The 17,328-nt window shown below is 69.5% G+C and carries 16 protein-coding genes; 5 read left to right on the forward strand and 11 right to left on the reverse strand.

Annotated features, from left to right (window positions below):
- Positions 1–27 precede the first annotated feature (27 nt).
- A complete protein-coding gene (locus tag CIK77_RS09545) occupies positions 28–852 on the forward strand; it encodes a Cof-type HAD-IIB family hydrolase (RefSeq protein WP_087055816.1) in 825 nt (274 codons plus the stop codon).
- A 106-nt stretch (positions 853–958) separates the two neighbouring features.
- Here the strand turns inward: CIK77_RS09545 and CIK77_RS09555 are convergent, their stop codons facing one another.
- The 6 genes from CIK77_RS09555 to CIK77_RS18130 form a co-directional block, all read right to left on the reverse strand.
- Entirely contained in the window at positions 959–1,687 is a 729-nt protein-coding gene (locus CIK77_RS09555) for a response regulator transcription factor (RefSeq protein WP_087055917.1), read from the reverse strand.
- A 5-nt stretch (positions 1,688–1,692) separates the two neighbouring features.
- On the reverse strand, positions 1,693–2,970 hold the full coding sequence (locus CIK77_RS09560) for a sensor histidine kinase (RefSeq protein WP_087055815.1): 1,278 nt from the start codon (positions 2,968–2,970) through the stop codon (positions 1,693–1,695).
- 114 nt (positions 2,971–3,084) lie between these two features.
- A complete protein-coding gene (locus CIK77_RS09565) occupies positions 3,085–3,933 on the reverse strand; it encodes a hypothetical protein (RefSeq protein WP_140403555.1) in 849 nt (282 codons plus the stop codon).
- A 25-nt stretch (positions 3,934–3,958) separates the two neighbouring features.
- Positions 3,959–4,879, reverse strand: coding sequence for an ATP-binding cassette domain-containing protein (locus CIK77_RS09570; protein WP_087055916.1), 921 nt, complete (start codon positions 4,877–4,879; stop codon positions 3,959–3,961).
- Positions 4,880–5,191: 312 nt separating this feature from the next.
- Positions 5,192–5,794 carry a metal-dependent transcriptional regulator gene (locus CIK77_RS09575; RefSeq protein ID WP_087055812.1) on the reverse strand — a complete coding sequence of 201 codons (603 nt, stop codon included), beginning with the start codon at positions 5,792–5,794 and terminating at the stop codon, positions 5,192–5,194.
- 25 nt (positions 5,795–5,819) lie between these two features.
- Positions 5,820–7,355 (reverse strand): Nramp family divalent metal transporter, encoded by a 1,536-nt coding sequence (locus tag CIK77_RS18130; protein WP_249268669.1) that lies wholly within the window; start codon positions 7,353–7,355, stop codon positions 5,820–5,822.
- A gap of 197 nt (positions 7,356–7,552) precedes the next feature.
- On the opposite strand from CIK77_RS18130, the gene CIK77_RS09585 reads away from it, so the two are divergent.
- On the forward strand, positions 7,553–8,182 hold the full coding sequence (locus tag CIK77_RS09585) for a TrmH family RNA methyltransferase (protein ID WP_087055811.1): 630 nt from the start codon (positions 7,553–7,555) through the stop codon (positions 8,180–8,182).
- Positions 8,183–8,302: 120 nt separating this feature from the next.
- Here the strand turns inward: CIK77_RS09585 and CIK77_RS09590 are convergent, their stop codons facing one another.
- Together CIK77_RS09590 and CIK77_RS09595 are read right to left on the reverse strand one after the other, a co-directional pair.
- Positions 8,303–9,628 (reverse strand): MATE family efflux transporter, encoded by a 1,326-nt coding sequence (locus CIK77_RS09590; RefSeq protein WP_087055810.1) that lies wholly within the window; start codon positions 9,626–9,628, stop codon positions 8,303–8,305.
- 207 nt (positions 9,629–9,835) lie between these two features.
- Positions 9,836–10,999: a MarP family serine protease gene (locus tag CIK77_RS09595; protein WP_087055809.1), complete on the reverse strand. Its 1,164-nt coding sequence runs from the start codon at positions 10,997–10,999 to the stop codon at positions 9,836–9,838.
- 146 nt (positions 11,000–11,145) lie between these two features.
- On the opposite strand from CIK77_RS09595, the gene CIK77_RS09600 reads away from it, so the two are divergent.
- Together CIK77_RS09600 and CIK77_RS09605 are read left to right on the forward strand one after the other, a co-directional pair.
- Positions 11,146–13,113, forward strand: a complete 1,968-nt coding sequence (locus CIK77_RS09600) for a M13 family metallopeptidase (RefSeq protein WP_087055808.1) — start codon at positions 11,146–11,148, stop codon at positions 13,111–13,113.
- A gap of 159 nt (positions 13,114–13,272) precedes the next feature.
- Entirely contained in the window at positions 13,273–14,193 is a 921-nt protein-coding gene (locus tag CIK77_RS09605) for a serine hydrolase (protein ID WP_249268668.1), read from the forward strand.
- Between the two features lie 32 nt (positions 14,194–14,225).
- On the opposite strand, the gene CIK77_RS09610 is transcribed toward CIK77_RS09605, so the two are convergent.
- Positions 14,226–14,639 (reverse strand): pyridoxamine 5'-phosphate oxidase family protein, encoded by a 414-nt coding sequence (locus tag CIK77_RS09610; protein WP_087055806.1) that lies wholly within the window; start codon positions 14,637–14,639, stop codon positions 14,226–14,228.
- Positions 14,640–14,713: 74 nt separating this feature from the next.
- On the reverse strand, positions 14,714–15,433 hold the full coding sequence (locus CIK77_RS09615) for a LysE/ArgO family amino acid transporter (RefSeq protein ID WP_087055805.1): 720 nt from the start codon (positions 15,431–15,433) through the stop codon (positions 14,714–14,716).
- Positions 15,434–15,507: 74 nt separating this feature from the next.
- On the opposite strand from CIK77_RS09615, the gene CIK77_RS09620 reads away from it, so the two are divergent.
- A complete protein-coding gene (locus tag CIK77_RS09620) occupies positions 15,508–16,428 on the forward strand; it encodes a LysR family transcriptional regulator ArgP (protein ID WP_087055804.1) in 921 nt (306 codons plus the stop codon).
- On the opposite strand, the gene CIK77_RS09625 is transcribed toward CIK77_RS09620, so the two are convergent.
- Positions 16,401–17,324, reverse strand: a complete 924-nt coding sequence (locus tag CIK77_RS09625; protein WP_087055803.1) for a LysR family transcriptional regulator — start codon at positions 17,322–17,324, stop codon at positions 16,401–16,403. The two genes, CIK77_RS09620 and CIK77_RS09625, sit on opposite strands and share 28 nt — an antisense overlap.
- Between the last annotated feature and the right edge of the window lie 4 nt (positions 17,325–17,328).

Raw genomic sequence — 17,328 nt, forward strand, 5'->3', positions numbered from 1 at the left:
CCTCATCCCGAACGCCCAGGAGTCTGCATGCCGAACCCGCTTCCTTTCGACACCACCGACATCCGTCTCCTCGTGACAGATATGGATGGCACGCTGCTCGACGAGGAAGGGCGCATTCCGGACGGCCTGTGGCCGCGGCTGGAGGCGCTCACCGAGCGCGGCATCGTCTTTGCACCGGCGAGCGGACGCCAGTACGGCATGATCGCCCGCCTGTTCGAGCAGGTGCTCGCCGGCATGGTGGTGATCGCCGAGAACGGCGCCTTCGTCGTCCAGGACGGCGAGGAGCTTTCGTCGATCACGATCGAGCGCTCCGGCGCGGCCCGGATCGTCGACGCACTGCGGGCGTACGAGGCGGCAGGCAACGAGGTGGGCCTGGTGGTGTGCGGCAAGCGGGGCGCCTACGTCGAGCGCACGGACCCGATGTTCGCCAAGGCGTTCAGCCAGTACTACGCTTACCTCACCGCGGTGGACGACGCGCTCGATCACGACGACGAGATCCTCAAGCTCGCGGTCGCCGACTTCGAGGGGCAGGGGCGGCTGGTGAAGGCGCTGGAGCCGTTCGCCGCCTCCCACCAGGTCGTCGTGTCGGGGCAGCACTGGGTCGACATCATGTCACCGGCGGTCGACAAGGGCGTCGCGGTGCGTGCCCTGCAGCAGCGGCTCGGTGTGACCCCGGCGCAGACCGTGGCCTTCGGTGACTACCTCAACGATCTGCAGATGCTCGATGCCGCCGAGCATTCTTTTGCGATGGCGAACGCGCATCCCGCTGTGCAGGAGCGGGCCAAGCACATCACCGCCTCGAACACCGAAGGCGGTGTTCTGCAGGTGATCGATCGCATCCTCGCGGCCTGAGCCTGAGCCTGAGCCTGAGCCTGAGCCTGAGCCTGAGCCTGAGCCTGAGCCTGAGCCTGAGCCTGAGCCTGAGCCTGAGCCTGAGCCTGAGCCTGAGCCTGAGCCGCTAGGCGCTGCCAGTGAGGCCGGCCTCGTAGGCGAGGATGACGAGGTGCACGCGGTCGCGGGCTCCGAGCTTGTGCAGCAGCCGGCCGATGTGGGTCTTGATCGTCGACGACGACAGGAAGAATCGCTCGGCCAGTTCGTCGTTCGACAGGCCCTCGGCGATGGCGGTGAGAATCTCGCGCTCGCGCGGGGTGAGAGCAGCGAGTGCGGCGACGTGCGGGGCGTTCCCCGTGGGGTCGTCCGGTGCCGAGACGACGGGACTGCGCTGAGCGGACGGCACGGTCGGCTCGGCGGGCCCGCCGGCGAAGCGCTGCATCAGCTTGCGCGTCACGCTGGGGGCGAGTGCCGCGTCGCCGGAATGCACGGACCGGATGGCGCTGAGCAGCTCCTCAGGACGGGCATCTTTGAGCAGGAACCCGCTGGCTCCCGCACGTATGGCCGCGAAGGCATATTCGTCGAGATCGAACGTCGTCAGCACCAGGATGCGCGGAGCATCCGGCCGACCGACGATCTGCTCCGTCGCCGCGATGCCGTCCAGCCCGGGCATCCGGACATCCATCAGGATGACATCGATCGCTGCCGGGTCGAGACGCGTCGCCTCCGCACCGTTCTCGGCCTCCGCGACCACCTCGATGTCCGGATGCACGTCGAGCACCATTCTCAGGCCCATCCGGATGAGCTCCTGATCATCGGCGATGGCAACGCGGATCGGCGTCGACGCAGCTTCCATGTCGTTCACGGCATGTCCTTTCTCAGTACGGCGCGCAGGCGCCACCCGCCCCGCGGCGTGGGGCCGGCCTCGACGGTGCCGCCGTGCAGCGCCGCCCGCTCACGAGCGCCGATGAGTCCGCGGCCGGCGCCGCGCATCTCCTGCTCACTGGCGACTCTTCGGTCAGGGCGGGCGTTCTCGATCGTGATGACGAGCTCGTCGCTGTGGTTGTCGACGGACACATCGACGTGCGGCGTTCCGGGCGCGTGCCGGAGCACATTGGTCAGGCCCTCCTGCAGGATTCTGTATGCCGCCAGTGGAATGTCGGGGCGATCACTGTCGTCCGCGCGCAGAGGAGCGCCCGAATGCGTCCAGCGGACCGGCATGCCAGCCTCGCGGAACCCCTCGATCAGGTCGTCCACATCGTTCGCCGTCGGCTGCGGCGCCAGGTCGGCCGGTGCATCAGGGTCGCGGAGAAGGCCGAGCAGGCGGCGCATGTCCGCAAGAGCATCCCTGCCGGCGGAAGCGACCCGGCGCATGGCATCAGGAGCGCCCTGCGCACCGGCTTCGGCCTGCGCGGCGGCTCCCTCCGACAGCGTGACCATCACCGTGAGGCCGTGGGAGACGATGTCGTGCATCTCGCGAGCGACACGGGCGCGCTCCTCGGTGACGGCGAGCTTGGCGCGCTGATCGCGTTCGCGGGCGAGGTCCTCCGCCCTGGCGATGATCGCCGCGATGTAGCGGCGGCGGCCGCCGACCGACATGCCGAGCAGCGTGGGCACGAGGTAGAAGATCAGCATCGGGATGCCGACCCCTGCGGGAACAAGAGGGTTCTCGCCGACGCCGAGCTGGACGATGACGGCCGTGATGATCGCGCCCAGCGCTGCGATGCCGTAGCCGATCCACATCCGGCGCGTCGTCGAGTGCACGCCGAGCGAGTACAGCAGCACGTATACGTCGATCCAGCCGCTGGCGTCGTTGGTCAGCGGCAGGAGAGTTCCGACCAGGGGCAGGATGGTGACGGCGATGACACCTTCGAGCGGGAAGCGTCGGCGCAGCAGCAGTGCCGTGAACCCGACGGCGACGGTGATCAGCGCCCAGGCGACGTCGAGTGCGCCCGCCGTGCCGGTTGCCGGCAGCACGATTGCGATGACCAGCAGCGGCGCCTGGCAGACGACCGCGATCGTCCAGTCGACGGCTCGGGGGTGGCGGTCGAGCCAGCGCCGGATGGCGCCGGGCGGTCGGGGCAGGGCGAGGTCGGCGCCCGGATCATCCGGGGCCTTCGCCTGCTTCGGTTTCGCCATGTCCTCGACCTTAGATGTTGCACGGACAGGTCGCCCGGTTCGTTCCCGGCCAGAAGCGTGCGCTCCGCCGATCCCTCTCGGGCGTCGGCGGAGCGCACGCATCGGTGGGTCGGGTCAGGCGTCTCGGCCGCTCTCGACGGCCATGCCGAGCCCGAGCGCCGCGATCGGCCAAGCGAGCGTGAGCGCGAGATCTGCGGCCAGCTCGCCGGTGAAGCCTGCGAACGGCGCGGCCAACTGAGATCCGGTGCTTGAGAGCAGGTACTCCGCCGTGGTGGGAGCCCAGTCGAATGGCAGCAGCATCAGCACGGTCGGCAGCATCAGCAGGTACACCAGAACGAGCAGGATGCCCCACGTCTCGCTGCGCAGCAGCACGGAGACGCCCAGGGCGAACACGGCGCTCGCGGCGACGTAGAACGCGCCTCCGAGGATCGGCAGCAGGATGCTGTCGAGGAAGGACCCGGTCAGGACGGGGTTGCCGAAGCCCGCGTAGACGATCGAGACGGCGGCGAACGACAGTGCGAGCGCGATGACCGCTGCGACGAACGCGCTCACCGCGATGACGACGGCCTTCGCGCCGATCAGGGTGGCGCGACGGGGAGCGGCGGCGAGCAGCGTGCGGTGCGCGCCCGTCGAGTGCTCCTTCGCGTAGAAGGAGACGGCGACGAGCACGGCGACGCACAGGGCGACTGTGATGGTGTTCGTGCCCATCGTCGTGAGGTCGGGGAGCGCTGTGGCGCCCTCTGACATCTGATTGCTCAGCGAGATCATCAGGCTGAATGCGCCGGCGAGGCCGACGGCCAGTCCGATGCCGAGGAGCAGCGAGACGAGGGTGCCTCGCAGGCTCGACAGCGTGATCCACTGAGCGCGGACGAGGTGCGGGAAGGTGATGCGCGCGTCGGCGTGCGAGCCGCTGCGCGCGGCGGACTGGACGGGTGCGGCGGGCTGTGCGGTTGCGGTAGTCATGTTCATCTCTCCCAGGAAGTCGCGGTCACGCCGCGATCGCGGCTTCGTCGCTGTGGTATTCGGTGGCGTCGCCGGTGAGGGCGAGGTAGGCGTCCTCCAGGGAGGCGCGCATCGGAGTCAGTTCGTGCAGTTCGAGCCCCGCGCCGACCGCGGCGTGCGCGATCGTCGAGGCGGCGAGTCCCGCCACCTCGACGACGTCGGCGCCTGTGGTCGTGACGGCGACGCCGTCGGCCTCCAGCAGGGGAGCCAGGCGCGCCGCGTCCGACACGCGAACACGGGTGCGCTCGCTGGCGGCACCACCGATGAACTCGCTCACCGGAGCGTCGGCGAGCACGCGGCCCTTGCCGAGAACGATGATGTGGTCGGCCGTCTGCGCCATCTCGCTCATCAGGTGCGAGGAGAGGAAGATGGTGCGTCCCTCAGCGGCGAGCGAGCGCACGAAGCGGCGCACCCAGTGCACGCCCTCCGGGTCGAGACCGTTGACCGGCTCGTCGAAGATCAGCGTGTGCGGGTCGCCGAGCATGGTGGCCGCGATGCCGAGGCGCTGATGCATGCCGAGCGAGAAGCCGCCGACGCGTTTGCGCGCCACCTGCTCCATGCCGGTCATCTCGAGCACCTCGTGCACGCGCTTGGTGCCGATGCCGTGGGTCGCCGCCAGCATCTTCAGGTGCGACTCGGCTGTGCGCCCCGGATGGAGCGCCTTCGCGTCGAGCAGGGAGCCGACCTCCGTCATCGGGGCGGGGGAGTCGGTGAACTTCCGGCCGGCGACCGTGACGCTGCCGCCGTCTGGCCGGTCGAGTCCGACGACCATCCGCATCGTGGTGGACTTGCCTGCGCCGTTCGGCCCGAGGAAGCCGGTGACCTGTCCCGGACGTGCCACGAATGTCGCCCGGTCGACCGCCGTCTTCGGTCCGAAGCGCTTGGTGAGGTTCTCTGCTGTGATCATGTCTTCGACGTTACGGAGCGCACGCGCGCCGCACATCGGTCCACAGGATGATCCGGATGGCACCTGGGTACTAATAGGGCGCGGTCTGTGTGGAACGGGGCGCCGACCTCCGGCACGGAAGCATCGTCCGGATCGGACTCAGCCCAGTGGGCGCCAGGGCGTGTGATCTCAAGTGCCGACGTACAGCGTCTCGGGGTGGGCGACGACGTGAGTGTCGGACACGTCAGCGTGCGGCGATTCGTTCATCGTCCCCTTCTGTTCAGCGACCGGCTCGACATCGATCCGGGTCTCCCGTGATCGCTGGGTGCCCGCCTATGCGCTCAGCCAGACCGCATCCCCAGCGCCGGGTGGGACGGCGTCGCCGACACGGTGCTCGGCGCCGACTGTGAGCCCGGACTCTTCGATCGCGCGCAGCAGGTCGGGGTCACGGTCGCTCACGCGCAGCACGCGCCCGGTGTGACCGAGGGCGGCGTCGGCGAGCAGGACGAACGGCACCCGCTCGACGTGCCCCGCGGCATCCGGAATCGCGTCGCCGTGCGGGTCGAACCTCGGCCTGCCGAGCCGCTCGTCGATCTTCTCGAGCAGTCGGTCGCTGATCGAATGCTCGAGGATCTCCGCCTCGTCGTGCACCTCGTCCCACGAGTAGTCGAACTCGCTCACGAGCCATGTCTCAATCAGGCGGTGCCTGCGCGTCATCTCGAGCGCCCGGCGTTCGCCTGCCTCGGTCAGCCGCACCGCCCGGTACGGCTCGTGCGCGACGAGGCCCTGCGCGGCGAGCTTCTTCACCATCTCGGTCACGCTCGACGGCGCCACCCCGAGGTTCGCGGCCAGCACCGACGGCGTGATCGGCGCATCCTGCCACTCGGTGTGCGCGTAGATCGTTTTGAGATAGTCGTCGATTGCCGGCGAAGCCACGCCCCCAAGGGTACGCGGTCGCCGGTCACACTCCCGCGAAGGTGAGCACCAGCAGCACGACGTTCAGCGCGATCAGGAAGGCGCTCGACGCCCAGCCGAGTGCGGTGGTCCACCAGCGGTTGCGGTGTTCGCCGAGGGTGCGCCGCTGCGCGGTCAGCACGACGAGCGGAATCAGCGCGAACGGGATGCCGAACGACAGCGCCACCTGACTGAGCACGAGCGCCTGGGTGGGATCGAAGCCGACGGCGAGGATCACGATCGCCGGGATCAGGGTGATGAGGCGTCGTGCGAGAAGCGGCAGCCGGATGCGCAGCAGCCCCTGCATGATCTCGGCACCCGCATACGCGCCGACAGAGGTCGAGGCGAGGCCGCTGGCGAGCAGTCCGACGGCGAACAGCGTTGCGATGACGGGGCCCAGTCCCGCGCTGAGCGCGGCGTACGCGCCCTCGAGGGAGTCGGTGCCGTCGACACCCGGCAGGTTCGCGGCGCCCAGCAGCAGGATGGCGAGGTTGACCGTGCCGGCGATCACGAGCGCGATCGTCACGTCGAGGCGGGTCGCACGCAACAGGCGCCGGATGAGGCGGGGACGGGAGGCGAGCGGCGCGGCGGCCGGGTCATCCGGCGCTGGGTGCTCTGAGGCGCGGCCTTTCCGCTGAGATGCGGCATTCTCTCGGTGATTGTGCCGCGTCTCGGTGATTGTGCCGCGTCTCGGAGCGGTGGTGACCTCGCTGGTCGCGGCGCGCTCTTCGGGTGCGGCGGGCGGATCATCCGGCGTCTGGTGCTCTGAGGCGCGGCCTTTTTGCTGAGATGCGGCATTCTCGTGGTGATTGTGCCGTGTCTCGGCGATTCTGCCGCGGCTCGGGACCGTGGTGGCCGGCGCCGGAGTCGCGGACACATCGCCGCCGAAGCGGTCGCGGGCGAGCGCGCTGTGCGCGTAGATGGCATGAGGCATCACGGTGGCGCCGAGGATCGACGCGGCCAGCAGCACCGACTGCGTTCCCTCGAAGCGGGGGAGAAGCCCGGATGCCGCCTCAGCCGGATCAGGCGGCCCGATGAAGAGCCCGACGGTGAACCCGATGGAGATGATGGCGAGCAGGGCGATGATCACCGCTTCGAAGGGGCGCGCTCCGCTGTGCGACTTCACGGCGAGCAGCACCATCGACACGGCGCCCGTGATGAGTCCGCCGACCAGCAGAGGAATGTCGAAGAGCAGCCAGAGTGCGACCGCGCCCCCGATGATCTCGGCGATATCGGTGGCCATCGCGATGAGCTCCGCCTGCACCCAGTACGCGCGGCGCGCCCACGGGTTCCGGATGCGCCGCCCGAGCGTCTGCGCGAGGCTGCGCCCTGTGACGACGCCGAGCTTGGCCGAGAGGTACTGGATCAGCCACGCCATCGCGTTGGCGAGCACGACGACCCACACCAGCAGGTAGCCGAACTGGGCGCCCGCAGACATGTTGACGGCGACGTTGCCTGGGTCGAGATAGGCGACGCCCGCGACCAGCGCGGGGCCGAGCAACGCGATCAGACGCGCGTTTCCTGTGTGTGTGCGGCGCTCCATCCGGCTAGTGTGCCAGATTTTTAGGCACACCGAAAAATTGTTTCTGCCCAGCAGCTCGTCTGCTCGTCCGCGAGGGCGCAGGGCGCCGCGCATACGACAACAGATCGCGCACAGATCAACATCATCCGGCTGAGATCGTGTGCGGGAACGCGCATTCTGTTGAGTTGTGTGCGCCGGCGCCCCGCTACCCTCAATGGGTGACAGACGCAGCCTCAGACCCCGGCAATGAGACGCCCACGCACGGAGTCGGCCCGTGGCAGGGGGAGTGGCCCAGCGGCGATCAGTACGATCCCGAGCTGCTGCGCGACGGGGATTCGCGCAACGTCGTCGACGAGTACCGCTACTGGAGGATGGACGCGATCATCGCCGACCTCGACACGAAGCGGCACGGGTTCCACGTCGCCATCGAGAACTGGCAGCACGACATGAACATCGGGTCGATCGTGCGCAGCGCCAACGCGTTCCTCGCCGACACGGTGCACATCGTGGGACGCAGGCGCTGGAACCGACGAGGCGCGATGGTCACCGATCGCTATCAGCACGTGATCCATCATCCGGATGTCGCTTCGTTCCGTGAGTGGTGTGAGAGCGAGGGTCTGCCGATCGTCGCCGTCGACAACGTCGGTGACGCTGTTCCGGTCGACAGGGCCGAGCTGCCCGAGCGCTGCGTGTTCCTCTTCGGACAGGAGGGACCGGGCGTGAGCGACGAGGCGCTCGCCGCGGCGACCAGTCACATCGAGATCGCGCAGTACGGCTCGACCCGCTCGATCAACGCCTCGGCTGCCGGAGCCGTCGTGATGTACGAATGGTGTCGGAGGTGGGCGTAGCCCGCCGGAGGCGCCCGCCGTGCGGAGCGCGGCAGACCGGCACTGCGTCGTATGAGACCCGCGTGAGCGGGGCGAGTCGGAGGTGGGCGTAGCCCGCGCACCGGCCGTGCGGAGCGGGCATCACGCTTCCTGCTGCAGCCACTCCTGGCCTCGGATGCGTCGCGCCAGCGTCACGAAGCGCATGCCCATCAGGATGACGAAGAACCCTGCCGCGAGAGCCGCGAGGCCCCAGGATCCGGACGGCGTCAGCCACGCCAGCAGGGCGAGGTACGGCACGAAGGGGATCAGGTTGATCGCTCCGACCGCGGCGAGATAGCGCGCATCGTTCGCGCCCATCAGCACGCCGTCGAGCACATAGACGAGGCCGGCGAGCGGCTGCGTGATGCCCATCAGGACGAGCGCGGGCACCAGCAGGCGCGCGACCTCCTCGTCGCCGGTGAACAGCAGGCCGATCACGCCGCTGGCCGCGGCGATGACCGCGCCGCACAGCACGCCGAACCACGCGCCCCACGCCAGCGTGCGCCGCACCACCTGTCGCACACGGTGCTCGTCGCCTTCGCCGAGGGACTTGCCGATGAGCGCCTGGGCGGCGATCGCGAGCGCGTCCATCGCGAAGGCGGCGGTCGACGAGATCGTGAAGACGATCTGCCACCCCGCCAGCTCGTCTGTGCCGAGCATGGTCGCCACCCCGACCGTGAGCAGCAGGCTCACCCGCAGGCTGACGGTGCGCAGGAACAGCCAGCCGCCCGAGCGCGCCGAGCTGCGCACGGCGCCGGGCTGCGGGGCGATCGCGGCGCTGTGTCTGCGCGCGAGGCGCGCGACGATGGCGACGTACACGGCCACCATGCCCCATTGAGCGACGACTGTTCCCATCGCCGACCCCGCGATGCCCCAGCCGAGACCGTACATGAACACCCAGTTCAGCCCGGCGTTCGCGGCGAAGCCGAGCACCGCGATCCACAGCGGCGTCACCGTGTCCTGCAGACCGCGCAGCAGGCCCGTCGCTGCGAACACGATCAGCATCGCCGGCAGCCCCCACATCGAGATGCCGAGGTAGGTCGCTGCCATCGCTGCGACCTCGTCCGGTGCACCGAACGCTGCCACCAGCAGGGGAGTGGCGAGATAGCCGGCGACCGACAGCACTGCTCCGATCGCCAGCGCCAACCACATGCCGTTGATCCCGGCCGTCACGGCGCCGGGAACGTCGCCCGCCCCGACGCGACGTGCGACCGCGGGCGTCGTCGAGTACGCCAGGAACACCATCAGCCCGACCACGGTCTGGAGCACAGCACCGCCGATGCCGAGCCCCGCCAGCGGTGTGATGCCGAGGTGCCCGACCATCGCCGAGTCGACGATGAGGAAGATCGGCTCGGCGATGAGCGCCCCCAGCGCGGGCACAGCCAGCGCCAGGATGCGGCGGTTGAGCGTGCGCGGTGAGTCGGTCACCCCATGAGCGTATTCGCCGTGAGGGCGTCGGGCGTTCGTCCGGGCCTGCGGCGGTCGATGACGCGGTGTGCACCGGAGTGAGGGGAGCGTGCTGGTACGAAGGTCATCTGCCCGGATGCGGCCGGATCTCGCGCAGCTCTGCTCGTCTCGGACCAGGTGCGGGTCGCGGCCGAATGATCCGGATGGTCTCTCGCCTGCCGGTCTCCGCTACGACGTACAGGCACCCGTCGAGACAGGCTCTGAGCCCGCGCCGTCGAGTGCGGGAGTGAGCTCGGTCGTCGTCATGGCGTAGCCGATGCGATCGTCGCCCTCGTCGCGGGCGAAGACGACCCCGGCGACATCACCGTCGGTGGTGAGCAGCGGCCCGCCGGAGTTGCCCGGTCGCACCTCGGCGGCGAGGGTGTACACCTCGCGCGCGTTGCGCTGCTCCTCGTAGATGTCCTTGACGGGCATGTTCGCCACGTTCATCACTGTCGAAGGCGACACCGTGAAGGGCCCGCCGTATGGGTACCCCTGCACGGCGCCTTCGGCATCGGCGCCGACGGGCGCGACGATGTCGAGCGGCACGGCCTCGACGTCGGCGGAGATCAGCGCGAGGTCGTCGACCGGGTCGAAGTACACCACGACGCCGTCGACGGCCGGCTCGTTCGGCAGTTCGACCATGACGGTGTCGGCCCCGGCGACGACGTGGGCGTTGGTGACGATGAGATCGTCGTCGGCGACGAATCCCGACCCGGTCGCGCCGGTGCCGCACGAGTAGGCGACGCCTGAGATGCGCGCGACGGAGGCAGCCGCGTCATCGAGCGCCGCGCTGCCCGTATCGATGTCGGTCGTCGGCACCTCGGTGCCTTCGGCGATCACGCCGCCGAGGGCGGGGAGCGCATCGTCGACGACCACCGAGCGCAGTTTGGCGAAGGCCTCGATCACCGGTTCCGGCGTGTACCGCTCGATCGTGCGCAGCACCGTCGAGGACGCGATGGAGGATGAGACCACGGGCACGCCGGCCGAGGCGATCGCCGAGCCGACTGTGACGAGCACGACTGCGGTCGAGGCGGCGGCGAGCAGTCCGCCGGTCAGACGCTCGAAGAAGCGCAGCTTGATCTTGTCCGCGCCGCGCCGGATGACCGAACCGATCGCCGCGCCCAGGCCCGCGCCGATCGCGAGCAGGGCGATCACGGTGCCGACGACCGCGACCCCGCGCCACTCTCGCGCCGTGACGAACGAGCTCACAAGCGGAACCACCCACGGCGCCGCGATCGCACCAGCGGCCAGCCCTGCCCACCATCCGATGCTGGCGAACAGCCCGACCCGGAATCCGCCGAGAAGCGCGAGCAGCACCAGCACCACGATGACGACGTCGACGATGATCATGCGGCCTCCGATCTGCGATCACGCTACGGGTCGTTCCTCTGTGCGAGCGGTGAGAGCTCCGAGCTCGTCGTGCGATCACGGTATTCGGCACGTCCGACGTTCTGACCGTTCGCCCCGATGTCGGACGGGGTCAATACGATGGAGCCATGGCTCTTCCCTCTGGCATCGCCGTCGACGAACTGAACCCCGACATCCGCGCGCAGGACGACCTCTTCCGGCACGTGAACGGCAGTTGGATCGAACGCACCGAGATCCCCGACGACAAGGCGAGGTGGGGTTCGTTCCACGCGCTCGCAGAGCGAGCCGAGGCCGATGTGCGCGCGATCGTCGAAGAGATGCGCGAGGCCGAGCCCGGTAGCCAGGCCCGCAAGATCGGCGACCTGTACTCGAGCTTCATGGATGTCGATCGCATCAACGCGCTCGGCGCCGAGCCGCTGCGCTCGCGCTTCGCGGCCATCGACGAGCTCGCCGACATCCCCTCGTTCCTCCGCTTCGTCGGCGAGCTCGACCGCGAGGGCGTCGCGAGCGTGTTCGGCCTGTACGTCGAACCCGACCCGGGCGATCCGGAGCGCGCCGTTCCGTTCGTCGCGCAGGCCGGCCTGTCTCTTCCCGACGAGCAGTACTACCGCGAGGAGCAGTTCGCCGAGGTGCGGGAGGCGTTCCGCGCTCATGTGGAGCGGATGCTGGCACTCGCCGGAATCGACGCCGCCGCCGACCAGGCCGACAGGCTGGTGGCACTGGAGACCGAGCTGGCCGGTCACCACTGGGACAATGTCGCCAGCCGCGACGCGGTGGCCACGTACAACCTGAAGACATGGGCCGAAGTGCAGGAGCTCGCAGGTGCCGACCTCGAGCCGTGGCGCGACGCGGTCGTGCCGGATGCCGCGGCCTTCGCCGAGATCGTGGTCAACCAGCCCTCGTTCGTCACGGGTCTGGGGTCGATGCTCGTCGAGGAGCGGCTCGACGACTGGAAGGCATGGCTGCGCTACGCGGTGGTGCGCGGAGCAGCGGCGTACCTGACCGATGAGTTCGTGAACGAGAACTTCGGTTTCTACGGCACGGCACTCACGGGGGTGCCGCAGATCCGAGAGCGTTGGAAGCGCGGCGTCGGTTTCGTGGAGGGCGCCATGGGAGAGGCCGTCGGCAGGATCTACGTCGAACGCCACTTCCCGCCGCAGGCGAAGGCCGAGATCGACACGCTCGTGAAGAACCTCGTCGAGGCGTACCGGCAGAGCATCACGGAGCTCGACTGGATGAGCCCCGAGACCCGTGAGCGCGCGCTCGAGAAGCTCGACCAGTTCACGCCGAAGATCGGCCATCCGGATGTCTGGCGCGATTTCTCGGCGCTTGCCGTCGATGCGGGCGATCTCGTCGGCAACGCGGCCGCCGCCGGCCGGTTCGAGCACGACAGGCAGATGCGCAAGATCGGCCAGCCGATCGATCGCGACGAGTGGCTGATGAGCCCGCAGACCGTGAACGCGTACTACCACCCGCTGCAGAACGAGGTCGTCTTCCCCGCGGCCATCCTGCAGTACCCGTTCTTCGACGTCGAGCGCGATCCCGCGGCGAACTACGGCGGAATCGGCGCCGTGATCGGGCACGAGATCGGCCATGGGTTCGACGACCAGGGCTCGCAGTACGACGGGACGGGCGCGCTGCGGAACTGGTGGACCGAAGCTGACCGTGAGGCGTTCGAGAAGCGCACCGCATCGCTCATCGCGCAGTTCGACAGTCTCACGCCCGTCGGTCTCGAGGCCGAGACTCATCACGTCAACGGTGCGCTCACCATCGGCGAGAACATCGGAGACCTCGGCGGGCTCGGCATCGCGCTGAAGGCCTACTCGATCGCGGTCGAGAAGGGCGAGGCCGGCGAGCCAGGCGAGATCGACGGTCTCGACGGCCTGAAGCGCGTGTTCCTGTCGTGGGCGCAGGTGTGGCAGCAGAAGTCGCGCGATGCCGAGGCGATCCGGCTGCTGGCGATCGATCCGCACTCGCCGAATGAATTCCGCTGCAATCAGATCGTGCGCAACATCGATGCGTTCTACGACGCGTTCGGCGTCGTCGAGGGAGATGCGCTGTGGCTCCCCGAAGTCGATCGAGTGACGATCTGGTGACGCATGCCCGGGCACTCTGTTCACGCAAAGGGAACACGCCTAGGCTGTATCTCTGTGTGACGGCGTGCATGATGTACGCAATCGCGCTGTAAGGGCGGGAGGAGACTCCCCGGGGAGCCAGCGCGGCACTGTCCGATTCCGAGCGCCCTGGAGAGCCCTGTGGTCCCCGACCCCGACCAGTCGATCGTTGCCACTCGCCGCCAGAGGCGCCATTCGGGCTCTCGCACGTCCCGCCGCCGCACCGACCGCCGACCGGGGTTCCCCCTCACCCTCGCCGCGCTGGAGGGGCTCGCCGTCGCGGGCGCGCAGGTGTCGGTGCACGTCGCCGACCTCGATCGCGGGTCGACCGTCCTGACCGGCGACGACTTCGTGACGCTGCCGGTGGGCGGGCTCGGGGTGATTCCCCTCCTCATCGAGACGGCCGCAGGCTTCGACGACGGCACCGTCGATCCGGCCCGGCTGGTCAAGCGCGACGATCTGGATCCCGTGTCGGTCTCAGGGATCTGGCGCCACCTCGCAGCTTCGGAGCTGTCGCTGACCGATCTCGCGGTGCTGGCCGCAGCGCAGGGAGACGCGTACGCGACGAACGCGCTGCTCGAGGCCACGGGCATCGAAGCGATCACGCGGCGCATGGTCGATCTCGGTATGCGCAGGTCGGCTCTCCTCGACCGCGTGCGGGACGAGCGCGGCCCGGACGACGCGCCGCACGTCTCGCTCGGCACGACCCGCGAGTACGCCACGCTGATGAGCGACCTCGTCGGCGGTCGGGCCGTGAACCCCGCGGTCAGCGCGCAGGTGTCGGAGTGGCTCACCATCGGGCAGGACCTGAGCCTCGTCGGCGCCGCAACGAACCTGCGCGCCTTCGGTCATGACGATGACGCGCACGGCCTGCTGTTCCTCAATCGCACGGCATACGACGACACCGGTGTGCGCGCCGAAGCGGGTGTGATCGCGGGCCCACGCGCCGGCCTCGCCTACGCGCTCACGGTGTGCTTCGATGACGTCTCACCGCTGCACCGCGACCGCGCCCACCACGCCTTCCGCACTCTCGGCACCGAGCTGATGGAGAACGTGCACTGACGCGCGATCCCGCGTTACGTGGCGAGAGCCGGCTACTCCGAGATCTTCGGCATGTGCCAGGCGTGCCAGCTCGAGATCCGGATGACGACGCTCCAGCTGTCGCGCTCGCGGTCGGCGTAGGGGGCGCCGGTGTAGTGCTCTGAGATGCGGTCGATGTCGACGAGCCCGTCGTCCTTGCGGAACTCGACCACCTCGCCCGAGAGCGACACGTGCGAATACCAGTCGTCGGCGGCGAAGATCGTCAGGGCGACGCGGGGGTCCTCGCGCATGTGCCGCATGCGTGCGCGGGTCGCGTCGAGGTTGAGCAGGATGTGGCTGTCGTCGGTGAGCTCGTACCAGGTGGCCGCCGTGCTCAGCTCACCGTTCGGGCGGATCGTCGCGACGACGCACTGGTTCGGCTTGCGGAGCGCGTCGAGGTACTCGGAGGGCAGTGGTGTGCGCGGCATAGGGGCTCCTTGGGGGTGACGGTGGGGTGCCTCCAGCGTACGATGCCCTCCCGGCGGTCGGCCGGCCGTCGCCCTCAGCCCAGCGCCAGGGCGGCGGCCAGGCCGAGCATCATCACGGCGATGACCGCGTCGAGGGCGCGCCAGGAGCGCGGGGAGCGCAGCCACCGCGCCGCGAACCGGGCGGCGCAGGTGAGGAACGCGAACCACGCGGCGCTGCCTGCGATTGCGCCGAGCCCGAACAGCCAGGCCGCGTCGCCGTAGGCGGTCGAGATCGAGCCGAGCATGAGCACGGTGTCGAGGTATGTGTGCGGGTTCAGCCAGGTGATCGCCAGGCATGTGAGCACGGCGGGCAGCAGCACGTGCTTCTGATTCGTGCGCGGTCGGCTCACAGTGAGCGTCGCCGTTGCGGTCGATCCGGACCAGGCAGGTGCGTCATCCGGGTGCAGCCCCGCGTCCGGACGGGCGGGCCCCTCAGTCGCGTCGATCGCGTCACCGCCACCGCGGACCGCGCGCCATGCGGCGAACAGGCCGTACCCGGCGAGGAAGGTCACGCCGGCCCAGCGCGCCGCATCGAACAGCCACGGCACCGCTTCGACCGCCGCGCCGAAGCCCGCGACGCCCGCCGAGATCAGCACGATGTCGCAGGCGAAGCAGACCATCGCCAGCACGACCGCATGGCGACGGCTGCTCGTCGCATGGCGGACGCCCTCTCGCAACAGGAACACGTTCTGCGCGCCGGGCGCGACGATGAGGGATAGGCAGAGACCGAAGCCGGCGAGGAGAGCGATGAGCACCAGGCAATGCTCCGCTCGTCCGTGCGAGAATCAAAAGCAGATGTGGCCAATCGAAAGTTGGTGAAGCAGAGCTTATGTGGATCGCTCCAGAGCTGGCGCAGACGGTGGCCGCGATCGTCGACGAGAAGTCGTTCGACGCGGCGGCCAGGCGGCTGCGCATCTCGCCCTCCGCCGTCAGCCAGCGGCTGCGTGCGCTCGAGTCGCAGCTGGGCCGGGTCCTGATCATCCGGTCGCGGCCGGTGAGGGCCACTGCGGCAGGCACCACGATCGTGCGACTGGCCAGACAGTACGAGGTGATCGGGCACGAGGCGTCCATCGCGCTCGGTCTGGAGCGGCGCGACCGGATGCACGTGCCGATCGCCGTCAACGCCGACTCCCTCTCGCTGTGGCTGCTGCCGGCGCTCGAAGCCGTGGCGCGAGAGCACGATGTCACCTTCGAGCTGCTCCGCGAGGACGAGGACCGCACCGCGGCGCTGCTGGAGTCGGGCTCGGCGCTGGCTGCGATCACCTCAGAGGAGAATCCGATCGCCGGCTGCACGGTCACGCCGCTGGGCGCGACGGAGTACGTCGCGTTCGCCTCGCCGGGGTTCGTGGACCGATGGTTCGCGCGGGGTGCGACGAAGACGTCGATCGCCGCGGCCCCGGTGATCGAGTTCGATCGCTCAGACGACCTGCAGGCGCAGTGGCTGCGCGCGAACGGTGTCGATCCGGAAGCCCCGCCGCGGCACTACGTTCCGGCGTCCGAAGACTACGCCGCCGCAGTCCGGCTCGGCATGGGCTGGGGCATGCTCCCGCCGGCGCAGGCGGCTGCGGCGCTGGAGCGGGGTTCGCTCGTGCCCCTCGGTGCCCCCGACATCGACGAGCCGCTGTTCTGGCAGCAGTGGAACATCACGTCCCCCGCCCTCGCCGCGATCAGGGAGTTCGTCGTGCGCGGCGCACGCGCGGCGCTGCGGCAGCAGGGCGCCCCTCAGTCGGTGCCGCGCCCGAGCGCCTGATCCGTGGCGGCCCAGTGCTCGCGGACGGCCGTGAGTGCCTCTGCCACGAGCGCGGTCGGCGTGAGGCCGCGGGGGAGCGCGGCGGCAACGGGGTTGTCCAGGTCGTGACCCGCCAGCTCGCGGAACAGCAGCGGGCGCCCCTCTGGGCTGTGCGACCGCGTCTGCATCAGGATGGAGTAGGCCGACCCGCGACCGACGACGTTGTGGATCGCCTCGACGCTCGAACTCCGCCACGGCACCAGTGGTTCGACGCCCTCTGCGGCGAAGGCCGCCAGCGTGCGATTCAGCGCCGGCTCCTCGTCGAGCAGGATCGCGGGATGCTCCGCGAGGGCGCGCAGATTCAGATCCGGATGATCGGCGAGCGGGTGCTCTGGGCTCATCACCGCCGTGCGCCGACTGCGGCGGAGCACGGTCGCCGTGCAGCCGGACGACAGCTGGGCGCGATAGATGATCGCGATCTGTGCGCGACCCGCCATCACCTCCTCCTGCACGTGCGAGCCCGATCCTTCGACGAATCGCAGGTCGACATCCGGATGCCTGGCGCCGAACCACTCGATCAGGGCGGGGATGGTGTGCGGCGAAAGCGTCCGGTACACCCCGATGGCGAGTCTCCCGCTGAGACGCCCCCTGGTCTCCGACACGATCGATGACACTCGACCGACGCCGTCGAGAACGCCGCGTGCGTGCGCCGCGACGGCCACGCCCTCCGCCGTCAGAGCGATGCCGTGCCCCGGATGCCGGATGACCAGCCGAGCGCCCACGGTGCGTTCGAGTTGGGCGAGCGCTGTGCTCACGGCGGCCTGGGTGACTCGGCACGCCGCCGCCGCGGCCGTCACCGACCCCGAGTCGGCGATCGAAACGAAGTACTCGAGCTGTCGAAGCGTGATGTCAGCCATTACC

This window comes from Microbacterium sp. JB110, assembly GCF_003335195.1.
Classification (GTDB): domain Bacteria; phylum Actinomycetota; class Actinomycetes; order Actinomycetales; family Microbacteriaceae; genus Microbacterium.

What these genes read in the sequence shown, in the direction of transcription:
- CIK77_RS09560 (WP_087055815.1), bottom strand. Translation starts at nt 2,970, where the DNA reads ATGGCGAAACCGAAGCAGGCGAAGGCCCCGGATGATCCGGGCGCCGAC.
- CIK77_RS09600 (WP_087055808.1), top strand. Translation starts at nt 11,146, where the DNA reads ATGGCTCTTCCCTCTGGCATCGCCGTCGACGAACTGAACCCCGACATC.
- CIK77_RS09595 (WP_087055809.1), bottom strand. Translation starts at nt 10,999, where the DNA reads ATGATCATCGTCGACGTCGTCATCGTGGTGCTGGTGCTGCTCGCGCTT.
- CIK77_RS09625 (WP_087055803.1), bottom strand. Translation starts at nt 17,324, where the DNA reads ATGGCTGACATCACGCTTCGACAGCTCGAGTACTTCGTTTCGATCGCC.
- CIK77_RS09620 (WP_087055804.1), top strand. Translation starts at nt 15,508, where the DNA reads ATGTGGATCGCTCCAGAGCTGGCGCAGACGGTGGCCGCGATCGTCGAC.
- CIK77_RS18130 (WP_249268669.1), bottom strand. Translation starts at nt 7,355, where the DNA reads ATGGAGCGCCGCACACACACAGGAAACGCGCGTCTGATCGCGTTGCTC.
- CIK77_RS09570 (WP_087055916.1), bottom strand. Translation starts at nt 4,879, where the DNA reads ATGATCACAGCAGAGAACCTCACCAAGCGCTTCGGACCGAAGACGGCG.
- CIK77_RS09565 (WP_140403555.1), bottom strand. Translation starts at nt 3,933, where the DNA reads ATGACTACCGCAACCGCACAGCCCGCCGCACCCGTCCAGTCCGCCGCG.
- CIK77_RS09555 (WP_087055917.1), bottom strand. Translation starts at nt 1,687, where the DNA reads ATGGAAGCTGCGTCGACGCCGATCCGCGTTGCCATCGCCGATGATCAG.
- CIK77_RS09545 (WP_087055816.1), top strand. Translation starts at nt 28, where the DNA reads ATGCCGAACCCGCTTCCTTTCGACACCACCGACATCCGTCTCCTCGTG.
- CIK77_RS09610 (WP_087055806.1), bottom strand. Translation starts at nt 14,639, where the DNA reads ATGCCGCGCACACCACTGCCCTCCGAGTACCTCGACGCGCTCCGCAAG.